We start from the raw sequence: 11,073 nt of genomic DNA on the forward strand, positions 1-11,073 counted from the left end.
AGCGACGCAACAGTGTGTTGCTGCGGGAGTGGAATTCTACTCAACCGCCTTCTCGAGTCAAGCCTTATTTTCAAAGGCTTTTCGAGGTTATCGACGAGGTTGTTTGCGTTGCCGCTTGCCCTGTCGATGTGGCGCATTATAGAGATCCAGCTCACATTGGCAAGGCTTTACCGCAATAAAATTGCAAAAAAGTGCAATTTCTTGGTTATTCATATCAACACACAGCCTTTATACAGACTTATCCACAACCAAGGGTGAAGTGAGGACGTTTTACACCGGATAAATGCCTTACAAGGGTACTGGCCTGGCACTCATCCACCATTGCCGCACTGTCGCACCTAACGCGCAGCGCCCTCGACATCTTCTATATAAGAAGGCGTATGAGGCATATGAGGCATATATAGAAGCGCTTATCCCAATCCAGCCTCTTTGACCCAGCATGCTATCAGCTCGCTGGCAGGAAGATCCCAACAGCCCGATACATTCTGGCCAGCCCAGAGCGGAGAGAAGCCACTGTCCCCCGCCTTCTCGGCGGCAGCACGCAGCGGTGCCAGTGCGCCACTGGCATAGGGGAAGTGAGGGGCAAGATCCGAGAGCGGGCCCAGCTCACGCATCAGACGGTTGACGATACCCCGCGCCGGGCGGCCACTGAACAGATTGGTCAGTGCCGTCTGCAGGCCTTGGGGTGAGTGAAGGGCGGCTCGATGCAGCGCCGAGGTGGTCGCTTCATGGCAGCAGAGAAAGGAGGTCCCCATCTGCACGGCACTCGCCCCCAGCGTCAGCGCGTTGGCGATCCCCTTGCCATCGACGATACCGCCAGCGGCAATCACCGGCAGATCGGTCACCGCGAGGATCTGCGCCAGCAGGGTCAAGGTGCTCTGCTGCAAGACGAGATCATCGGAGAGGAAATGACCGCGATGGCCGCCCGCCTCCAATCCCTGAGCGATGATGGCGTCGGCACCGTGTTGAGCGAGCCAAATAGCCTCCGCCACCGTGGTGGCACTGGCAAATACCTTGGCCCCCGCAGCCTTCACCCGGGCAAGCAGCTCGGGTGCGGGCAAGCCGAAGTGAAAGCTGACCACCGCCGGTCTGAACTCAGCCACCATGGCGGCATGTTCCTCATTGAAAGGGGCACGACTTGGCGCCGTCGTAACGGTTGGGGGAAGTATGCCGAACTCGGCGTAGTAGGGAACAAGGCGCTGCTGCCAGCGGGCCAGTGCAACGGGATCCGGTTCCCGTTGCCGATGGCAGAAGAAGTTGATGTTAAATGGCCCAAGGCCACTTTGGGCAAGGCGCCCCAGTTCGCTGCGCAGCTCCGCTGATGTGAGCATGGCGGCAGGCAAGGAGCCCAAGCCGCCCGCACGGGTCACGGCCAGCGCCAGCTCGCTACCCTGCACACCGGCCATCGGCGCCTGAATAATGGGATAACGTATCCCCAGTTCGCTAAAGAGGCTCATCCATTCACCCCTTTTGCAGCGTCCGCCACCAGATGTGCGCGGGCCAGCGCAATGGCACCGTCGATAGCACTGCGGGCCTGCGGGCTGTTCTGCCAGCAAGTCGAGCCCAACATGCTGGCCACTAGCTGGACGATATGGGTGGTGTCGGCCTCGGCCAATCCGGCCAGGGTATGATAGCCCAGCTGTTCGAGCCGCCCGATAACTGTCGACCCTACCCCTTTCACGCCGAGCAGCAGGGCCCGCTCTTGTGGGCTAAACCGGTTGTTGCCATCCATCTGTCAGACTCCTTTCCGATAGCTATGGTTACACATCAGGCCCGCAAGGGGCCCGATGAAGAGAGTGGAGGCTTAACGCACGCTGCGCAGCAGGAAATCCGGCTGACCACAGGAGCGGCGCTCGCGCTTTTGCATCTCGGCGGAACAGGTGACCGCATCCGTCCCCTCTTTATTGACGCAGATATAGATCTCCCGCAGGAAGCGGCCACCATCGGCGCAAGCCACCGTGATGTTGTCGGGAGCCAGCCACTGGTTGGCGCTCGCCAGATCGGCCTTGAGCTGGAAACTGGTTTTGCGCAGAGGCTCTTCCGGGGATTGATAAGCCGCCGGGATCTTCACCTTCTGGCGCAAATCGCTCGCCAGCTGATGGAAGGCCTGCTGGCTCAAGCCGGAGCAGGTACCGTGCTTCTCCCACTCATGGCGATAGAGGAAACGGCTGGGGTAGAGGTCGGCAAACTCGCTCTCCATATCGGGATCGAGCCGTTCGCGAGTGCAGTTGCTGGGGTAACCGCGATCGTACTGGGGCCAAAGACCATGCAGCACAAAGCCCAGCTTGCGGGAACACTGGTCCCGATCCGCCGGTTTGACGGCGCAGTGCTCGGGCGACCAGGAGAGCGCCATGGCGTAATAGTCAAACTCCCCCGCCTCCCCTTTGGCCTGCACGGCCGAGGAGAGCAACAAACCACCCGCCAACAGGGCAATCATCTTCTTCATCTATATATGTCCATTTCAACCAACTCGGGAATGGCTGCAATGCTCCCATATTCCAGCGCGCGGAAACAGTGCTCCCGCCAAGGCTTGCGACAAGGGTCAGACCACTTCGGGGTTTCACCGGATAATAACGAGGCGTAAGCTGGCATCCTGGCGCCGGGTGCGCCACCGCATCATTTCAAGCAACCACAGGATGTAACATGATCCGCAAGAATCCCTCCGGCCATCTGCCTGTCATCGACGAATCCGCCTATATCGACAAGACCGCCATCATCTGCGGCAAGGTGATCATCAAAGAGAATGTCTTTGTCGGCCCCTATGCAGTGATCCGTGCCGACGAAGTGGATGAGAGTGGAGATATGGAACCCATCGTCATCGGCGCCAACTCCAATATCCAGGATGGCGTGGTGATCCACTCCAAATCCGGCGCCGCCGTCACCATCGGCGAGTACACCTCCATCGCCCACCGCTCCATCGTCCACGGACCGTGCGAAGTGGGAAACCGGGTCTTTATCGGCTTCAACAGCGTGCTGTTCAACTGCCATATCGGTGACGGTGCCGTGGTGCGTCACAACTCGGTGATTGATGGCTGCGATCTGCCGCCGGAGTTCTACGTCCCCTCCACCACCCGCATCAACCAGCAGAGCGATCTGACCCATATCCCGCGGGTTTCGGTAGATGCCGCCGAGTTCTCCGAGGACGTGGCCCACACCAATATCGATCTGGTCAAAGGGTACAAGGCGCTCTCCAACGAGTTCTGATCCCTCTGTATTCCCAGAGAACAAAACGGGCGCCGAGGCGCCCGTTTATCATCTGACTATCTATGAAGGCTAGATTGCCCTGACGCAGGTGGCGGCATGAGCCTCATCCGCCAGATCCCACAGCGGGTCGCCGGTGCTCAGGTCGAGCAGCGGCAACTCACCATCGTCATTGGCAGTTGCATCGCTACTCCAGTAGCGGTTGTAGAGCGGCCACCCCTGCTGCTGAAGCAACTGATCCGTCGCGCCATCCTTGTTGTAGGCGGCAAACAGCACCTCCAGCTCGGCCCGGGTCGGCAGACGCCAGTCATCGTGGCCGCGCGCCACCAGCTGCTGGCAGTAATCCCGCGCCCGCGCCTGACCCATGGTCACATACTCCAGCGGGAAGGGATTGTAGTCGCCATCACTGTCACTGCTCACACCGTCATAGGAGATGGACAGACGCTCCGCCTCGTCCCTGGTCAACTGGCAGACAAAGGCCAGCTTGCCCGCCACCAGCTCGGGTTGACGACAGCCCCGGGCAAAATCGGGCTGGGCATCCACCACCTGCACCGTCACGGTCAACGTGTGACGAGCCGTGGTCGCCACCAGTCGTGCCGTGCCGACCGCCACACCGCGCACCTCGCCCTGCGGACTCACGGTGGCGAACTCCGGCTGTTCGCTGCGCCACTCAACAGGCCCATCGAGCGGGCCGAGAGAGCCATCGCTCAGTTGCCACTGCAGTTGGAGAGGAAGCGTCCGCCCCATTTCCAGCTGAGGCTGGGCAGGCAGCACAGCCAAGCCGGTGATCACGGCTCCCACCGGAGTAGGGTCATCCACCTCACTCACCCCCAGCTCAGCAACCGTGGCCGGAGTGCGGCGCGGCTCGGCCGATGCGCTGCGCAAAAACTCGCCGATGGCATCCAGCTCGTCATTGCTGAGGCCAAGGGCATGCAGGTGATCGGAGGCTTTGGGGAAGAAGGGATCATATTGATCCGCACCGGTCGGGAAGCCGACCCCGCTGCTCCACTTGGTCACGCCAAAGTTGTACATGGCCACCACCCCCTGCACCGAGCTGCCGATACGCTGGGCCAGGATCGGGAAGATGCCGTTGTGCATATAGGGGCCGGTAAAGGCGACGTCCCGCAAGCTGGGGGTCTTGAAGCGACCGATATCTGCCTTGTTGCGTGTCTGCAGGAAGCGCCCGCGATCTTCCAGCTTGCCACGACCGTAATAGGTGAGCCCCACACTCTCGAACCCGTACTGACTCAACAGCGGGCCGGAGTGGCAGTTCATGCAGCGGCCATCGGTGCGGTAGAGGTGCATCCCCCACAGCGCCTTGTCACTGAGTGCCTGACTATCCCCTTTGACGAAGCGCTCAAAATCGCTGTCTCGGCTGATGATGGTGCGTTCGAAGGTGGCGATCGCCTTGGCGATCCGCTCCAGCGTGATCCCCTGATCGCCAAAGGCGGTGGCAAAAGCAGCCTGATAGTCGGGGCTGGCCTGCAAGCGGGCCAGCAGTTCGTCATGACTCAGCGCCATTTCGATGGGATTCTGGATCGGGTGAAGCGACTGCTCCTCCAGCGTGGCGACCCGCCCGTCCCAGAACTGGGTCGAGCTGAAGGCGCTGTTGAGGATGGAAGGAGCATTGCGATTGCCCTTCTGGCCCAGATGACCGACCGAGACACTCAGGCCGTCGCTCCACCCCTTTTGCGGATCGTGGCAACTGGCACAGCTGATATCCCGCCCCTTGGAGAGCTGTTTGTCGAAAAAGAGCTGCTGACCCAGCACCACCTTGGCTCGGCTATAGGGGTTGTCGGCCGGGAAGGGAACCGCCGGCAGCGGCCCCAGCTCCTGCCATTCCACTCCTTCATCCACCCTGGCGGCAGGCCATTGAGCCGATGAACCGCTGTATTGGGCGCGCAGGGCCGCCATGTCCGGCTTGCTGCTATCGCGCACCACGGAGGGGCGCACCGGATAGGGTGCCAGCGCATACCAGAGCAGACTCCCCTCTCCCTCATCCAGCCAGGTTCGGGTCGCCAGTTGATAGAGACGGGGTTGACCCGCACCATCCTGCAGCCAGGTCTGGGCGGGCAGGCCAACAGCAAAGGTATTGGGATAGCGCCATGCCGACTTGTCACTGCTCAGCAGCCGTTCGAACTCGGTGAGGGTCGGCAGGCGCCAATCGCTGCGGCCGCAAGCGGTCAGCCCCGCAGCCAGTTGTGGCTGGCTGGCAATCTTCAACGCACTGGTGTCACTGCCATAAAGCCAGTACTGGCTGCCCTTGACCCCGCTGACCGTGCGCACATCGTGCAGGCACTGCCAGGGGCCACGCACCACTAGCAGCCCCTGCTCATCGAGGCGCAGCAGATCTGCCGTCTCCGGCTCGTCCGGCTGGCTCGGATTGGCGGGATAGAGCTGGGTGCGGGCGGACTGGATCTGGGCGCTGTTGCTGCGCTGATACCAGCTGCGCGCCTGCTTGTCATCGCGCAGGGCCAGCAGCATCTGCCAACTGTCGGCATAGTCGAGCACAGCGCCCGGCTGGCGCTGGGCCAGCAGGAAGGCAGCGTAATCCTCAATGGCCGCCTGTTGCTGCACGCGGATCTCCTCTGTCCTGCCCCACTCGGCCTGACTGAGGGAACCATCTCCGCTCTGATCCGCCAGCAGGAAGAGCGCCGTCTCCTCCTCGTTCAATCCCAACCGCGGCACGCTGTTGCGGCGCGCCAGAGTGATCCCGGCCGAGAGATCCGCCACCCGCACCGATACCGCTCGCAGCAGATAGCCCTCGTCGCTGCCAAGCAGCTCCAGCGGCTGATCCAGTTGCAGACCTTCAGGCAAGGTGATGCGGGCAAGCTGGCCCGGTTCGATGGCCTGTTGCACGCGGATCCCGGTGGCGACCTGTCTCACCTCAAGCTGTGCTCCCGCCCCCAGCCGATCGGCCACATTGACCTCAATGGTCAGAGGAACCCGGGTATGGGTTTCCGGCGGCACTGTTGGCGGCGTGATGGGTGGCTCGGTCGGCTTGACGACCGGCGGGGTCACCTCGGGTGAGGGTGCCACAGACGTATTGCTGTGATTGTCATTGCATGCGGTCAGAGCCAGCAGGCTGAGCAGTAAGAGGCTGGTTTTCATTCGGTATGGTTGGGTGGTCAGACAAGTGCGCGATTATCCAACCAAATACCAATCATTATCAATTGCATTCAATTAATATGCTTTTTGACAACAACTTCTTATCAGCACGCCTTACCACCCGATGAGAGAGGGCAGCCTCTTTGGCTGCCCTCTCTTGCTTCAAACCCGCTTGTCGAAAGCCCGACAATCTTCAGGAGCACTTCTTCAGGCTGATATGCCAGTTGGCGCCGGATTGCACCTGATGCTTGGCGGCGAAGCTGTCCATGTTCAGCGCCACCGACACCTGCAGCAGGCTGTTGAGGTAGACCAGCGGCTGACCTTCCGGCACATCGCCGAAGCTGCTGACGTAAGGGGCCTTGCCGTCATATTTGACCACATCCCCTTCGCGGATCTTGATGCAGGCGTTATCCCCCTTGTTGATCCCCTCCTTGGTCAGCAGGGCATCGTCGATATTGGTCCAGACGTTTCCGTACTGCACATCGAGGATCGGGATGGTGCCCTTGAGGGTGCCATCTTTCTCGGCGACCGCAGGCTGATAGGGGATCTTCACCACTTCGGCGGGCAGCAGCGGGCCGACCTGCTCGTAGCTGATGGCGCCGGAGGCGAGCCGCGCGCCGGTATAGGCGTACACATCGCGGCCATGGAAGGTGTAGGACTTCTCGGAGCCCTTGAGGCGGTTGAGCTTCTCATCGATCTGGCGCACTGCCTCGATGCCGAAGTGCTCGGCTACCAGAGTCAGGGTGCCGTTATCCGGACTGACGATGTAGTGGCCGCTCTTGGTCTTGAGCACCACCGACTTGCGATCGGTGCCGACACCCGGATCCACCACGCTGACGAACACAGTGCCCTTGGGCCAGTACTGCAAGGTTTGGTAGAGGCGGTAGGAGGCTTCCCAAATGTTGTAAGCCGGGATCTCGTGGGTCAGGTCATAGAGCGGCAGAGTGCGGTCCACCCCGAAGGCAACGCCCTTCATGGCCGACACGGCGCCATCTTTGAGGCCGAAATCGGTCTGGATCACCAGCGCTTCGTTGGCGGCGGTGATGCCGCTTGCCAGCATGAGGGCGAGCGCGATGGCGCGGGGAGCGGTGCGAATATCCATATCTGAACTCCTGAATCATCTGAGGATAACGAAACGGCGAAAGCCATTTAGACATCCAGACTGCCACTAATGGATTTTTTTGCAAGGGGTTTGCAACAAAGTGAGGGACGACTCGCAGAAATTGTGCTCGCCAAACGGCGACAGCGGGGGTATCAAAGGCAGAATGGGAAAACGTTTGCAACACAGGAGCTCAGCACCATGACACAACCCGTACCGGAGATGATGACCCTGCTGCTGGAGATTGGTGAACAGAGCAGTCAGCTCTGGCTGAGCCAGCCAGATGCGGCCCCGTCACACTACCCGCTGGCCTTTGGCACCCACGCCATCCAGCCCGGACCGTTTCGCAATGCGCCACCCACCCCGCTCGAACTGGAGCGGGCCATCATGGTGGTGGAAGATGAGCTGATGCGCATCGCCCCGCAGATCCCGCCCGGCTTGCAGCTGACCCTGCGCAGCCAGCCGTCGCTGGCCGAAGTGCTGGGGGACAACCAGCTCGACCGGGATCTGGTGGAACAAGCCTTTGGCCAGCTGGCCGCCATGGCGGAAGGGGATCCCCTCGCAGCCAGCTTGCTGCCCCGCGACGAGCACTTTGCCGCCGTGCTGCTGATCGTCAGAGAGTGGCTGCACCATCTGGACAGCGAAAGCGTGCTGATCGTGGAGTAGGGATAAATAAGTGGTGAAGGATTCAGCTTCTGGCAAGGTTTGTCGGTGGATCCTGTCGGGATTTCCTTCGCGTATATTTTGCCCGTATGGCGCCCGCGCCCCTATCGGTACTGCACCCAGACACCTATGACCTTATTTTCAGGTAATCCCCCAGCCTTGCGCTGGCCACCAGCGTTTGCTCGCCAGTTCATCGTCAAAGTGGCCGGATTGGCCCTGCTCGCCCTGACCGGGTTGGGCATTGTCTTCTACTACACCTATCTCACTATCCAGCACGACATGGATCTCATCACCGCCAGACAGAAGAACGTGTTCGAGGTCTTCTACCAGCGAGCCAAGATCCTCAAGGTGGAGAACATCACCAGCTATCTGGCACAACACCATCTGCTCGATCAGCCACCGCCCCCAAATAGCGTCGGCAGCGACTATCTCTACGGGTATGACCTCAAAAGCAAATACCGCTTTGCCGATATTCCGCTGCAATACCCGGCCGCCAATCTCCTCAACACCTTCCGCTATGCCCTCTCCTACCCGGAGGTGATCAACATCTACACCATCTGGAATGACTACCGGCTGATCGGCATGGTGGCCGACAACAATGTGCTGCCTGCCAGACTGGCGCCGATCAAGGTGGACCTGATGACCCTGCCCGCCTGGTATCACTACTTCGGTTGCGCCAGCTTTGCCCCCGGCCGCCCCTTGTGCAGCACCGATGAAGCCTTTGTCTCCGATATCGAGATCGACAGCTTCAGCATGCGCAACACCATAGTGATGTACTTCCCCCTCATCCATCAGTCGGGGCGCGGCGGTTACAAATATGGACTGCTCGGTATCGATATCGCCGTCGATGAAGCATTTAACGATGTGCTATACCCCTTCGACACCATCAACCCGACCCGCACCAACATATCGTTTGAAGCCGCCGAGCCCTGCCGCCCGAGGCATCTCTGCCTGAGCAAACCCTTTATGCGCACCAAGGCGGGGGATGATCTCTATCTGAAGTGGTCCTACAGCTGGTTCGATTTCGTCAAGCTGGCCCTGCAAAGTGCGGCCTTCAAGGTCTATCTCATCGTGCTGTTGCTGGGCATGGTGGCCTGGAAGCAGATCTACCTGCGGCTGCGCACCCTGGCGCACACCGACCACCTGACCCGACTGCCACGCCGGGATGTGCTCTGCCAGAGTCTGCTCCACGAGCACGACTACCTGATGATCCTCGATATCGACAACTTCAAGTCGATCAACGACACCTATGGCCATAGCGTCGGGGATCTGGCCCTAGTCGCCTTTGCCCGCCATCTCAGAAGCAATATCCGCAAGGTGGACAGCGCCATCCGTTGGGGCGGCGAGGAGTTTATCGTGCTGTTCAAGGGGATGGAGGATGACGAGATGATGATCCACTCCGCTGGCCGCCTGCTGGATCGGCCATTGGGTATCCCCGAGCTGCCCACCCCCATCACCTTCTCCGCCGGGGTGATCCGCATTCGCGACTACCTCACCGTCACCGAGGCGGTGCATCTCGCCGACGAGCTGCTCTACCACGTCAAACAGCACGGCAAGCACAACATCGCCTGCTACGAGGGCAAAAAGATCCGGCTGATCCGCCCGTTGCCGGACGACGCAGAGGCATAGCCGCCTTCTGCCGCTCCCCCTGCTTCTGTTACCATCGCGGCCACGATCACTCACTGCATCGTGGCCGCAGGCCGCGATAACCCCGACTGGTGCCCTCTATGTCCATTGCCTCTTTTGCCGAACTGGCCCTCTCCCCCCGTCTGCAGCAGACCCTGAGCGAGCTCGGCTATGCCGCACCGACCCCCATTCAGGCTCGCGCCATCCCCGTCATTCTGGCAGGGCGGGATCTGATGGCAGGCGCCCAGACCGGCACCGGTAAGACCGCCGCCTTTGTGCTGCCGCTGCTGGAGCAGCTGCTACAACAGCCACAAGCAGAGCCCCGCCCGATCCGCGCGCTGGTGCTGGTGCCGACCCGCGAGCTGGCGGTGCAGGTTGCCGAGAGCGTGGCGCGCTACGGGCAGGGCACCGGTCTCACCAGCACGCTGGTCTACGGCGGGGTGAGTATCGCTGCACAGGTGGAAGCTCTGAAACAGGGCGTTGATATCCTGATCGCCACCCCGGGCCGCCTGCTCGACCATCTGCGTCAGGGGGCATTGAGCCTTGATAGCCTCCGCCATCTGGTGTTTGACGAGGCGGATCGCATGCTCGATATGGGCTTTATGGACGAGATCAAGGCGCTGCTAAAACAGATCCCGGCGGATCGCCAGACCCTGCTCTTCTCCGCCACCTGCGACGACAACCTGTTTGCCTTGAGCAAGGTGCTGCTGCGCGACCCCGAGTTGATTGAAGTAGCGCCGCGCAACACCACGGCAGCCGAGGTAGAGCAGCGGGTCTACACGGTGGACAGTGATCGCAAGCTGGCGCTGGTCGAACACATGCTGAAAGTGAAAGGGTGGGCACCGGCGCTGATCTTCAGCCGCACCCGTCAGGGGGCCGACAAACTGGCCCAGCAGCTTGGCAAGGCGGGCATCAATGCGCTGGCCTTCCACGGCGATCTGTCGCAAAGTGCGCGTGAAAAAGTGCTGCTGGAGTTTCGCGCCGGTACCCTGCAGGCGCTGGTCGCCACCGACGTGGCGGCTCGCGGCCTCGATATCAGCGATCTCAACTATGTGATTAACCTCGAGTTCCCGTTTGTGGCGGAGGATTACGTCCACCGTATCGGGCGCACCGGCCGCGCCGGCAACAAGGGGCTCGCCATTACCCTGTTCAGCCCGGAAGATGCGCCGCTGCTGGAGAAGGTGGAAGCGGTACTCGACACCCGTTTGCCCCAGCAGTGGTTTCCGGGCTTTGAGCCGGATCTCACCCGCTTCGAACCCGAGCCACGCCGCAACAGCAAGGCGGCCCAGAAGCAGCGCGCCAGAAAGCAGGCCCTCGCTGGCAACAAGGGTGGCAAGGGCAAGCGTTAAACCTCCCCTGCGCCGCCAATAAAAAAC

The 11,073-nt window shown here is 61.0% G+C and carries 9 protein-coding genes; 4 read left to right on the forward strand and 5 right to left on the reverse strand.

Annotation, left to right across the window (positions count from 1 at the left end; genetic code table 11):
- Positions 1-410 precede the first annotated feature (410 nt).
- The 3 genes from AB5Y86_RS08035 to AB5Y86_RS08045 form a co-directional block, all read right to left on the reverse strand.
- The gene (locus AB5Y86_RS08035; RefSeq protein ID WP_204382641.1) at positions 411-1,457 is read right to left on the reverse strand and encodes a nitronate monooxygenase family protein; all 1,047 of its coding nucleotides are present in this window, start codon (positions 1,455-1,457) and stop codon (positions 411-413) included.
- Positions 1,454-1,732, reverse strand: coding sequence for a helix-hairpin-helix domain-containing protein (locus AB5Y86_RS08040; RefSeq protein ID WP_204382640.1), 279 nt, complete (start codon positions 1,730-1,732; stop codon positions 1,454-1,456). Before AB5Y86_RS08040 ends, AB5Y86_RS08035 begins: the two co-directional genes overlap by 4 nt.
- Before the next feature lie 72 nt (positions 1,733-1,804).
- Positions 1,805-2,446 carry a ribonuclease gene (locus AB5Y86_RS08045; RefSeq protein WP_040068400.1) on the reverse strand — a complete coding sequence of 214 codons (642 nt, stop codon included), beginning with the start codon at positions 2,444-2,446 and terminating at the stop codon, positions 1,805-1,807.
- 197 nt (positions 2,447-2,643) lie between these two features.
- Here AB5Y86_RS08045 and AB5Y86_RS08050 point away from each other — a divergent pair, with 197 nt between their 5' ends.
- Positions 2,644-3,204 (forward strand): carbonate dehydratase, encoded by a 561-nt coding sequence (locus tag AB5Y86_RS08050; protein WP_005335471.1) that lies wholly within the window; start codon positions 2,644-2,646, stop codon positions 3,202-3,204.
- A 69-nt stretch (positions 3,205-3,273) separates the two neighbouring features.
- Here AB5Y86_RS08050 and AB5Y86_RS08055 read toward each other — a convergent pair whose 3' ends face one another.
- Positions 3,274-6,312: a cytochrome c peroxidase gene (locus AB5Y86_RS08055; RefSeq protein ID WP_368192545.1), complete on the reverse strand. Its 3,039-nt coding sequence runs from the start codon at positions 6,310-6,312 to the stop codon at positions 3,274-3,276.
- Positions 6,313-6,502: 190 nt separating this feature from the next.
- Positions 6,503-7,411, reverse strand: coding sequence for an S-adenosyl-l-methionine hydroxide adenosyltransferase family protein (locus AB5Y86_RS08060; protein WP_368192546.1), 909 nt, complete (start codon positions 7,409-7,411; stop codon positions 6,503-6,505).
- A 198-nt stretch (positions 7,412-7,609) separates the two neighbouring features.
- Between AB5Y86_RS08060 and AB5Y86_RS08065 the strand changes: the two genes are divergently transcribed.
- The 3 genes from AB5Y86_RS08065 to AB5Y86_RS08075 all read left to right on the forward strand — a co-directional run bounded on the left by AB5Y86_RS08065 (position 7,610) and on the right by AB5Y86_RS08075 (position 11,046).
- Positions 7,610-8,074, forward strand: coding sequence for a hypothetical protein (locus tag AB5Y86_RS08065; RefSeq protein WP_368192547.1), 465 nt, complete (start codon positions 7,610-7,612; stop codon positions 8,072-8,074).
- Positions 8,075-8,230: 156 nt separating this feature from the next.
- A complete protein-coding gene (locus AB5Y86_RS08070) occupies positions 8,231-9,700 on the forward strand; it encodes a GGDEF domain-containing protein (protein ID WP_368192556.1) in 1,470 nt (489 codons plus the stop codon).
- A 98-nt stretch (positions 9,701-9,798) separates the two neighbouring features.
- Positions 9,799-11,046: a DEAD/DEAH box helicase gene (locus AB5Y86_RS08075; protein ID WP_368192549.1), complete on the forward strand. Its 1,248-nt coding sequence runs from the start codon at positions 9,799-9,801 to the stop codon at positions 11,044-11,046.
- Positions 11,047-11,073: the final 27 nt, after the last annotated feature.

It is taken from the genome of Aeromonas sp. s8 (genome assembly GCF_040907785.1).
Classification (GTDB): Bacteria; Pseudomonadota; Gammaproteobacteria; order Enterobacterales; family Aeromonadaceae; genus Aeromonas; species Aeromonas veronii.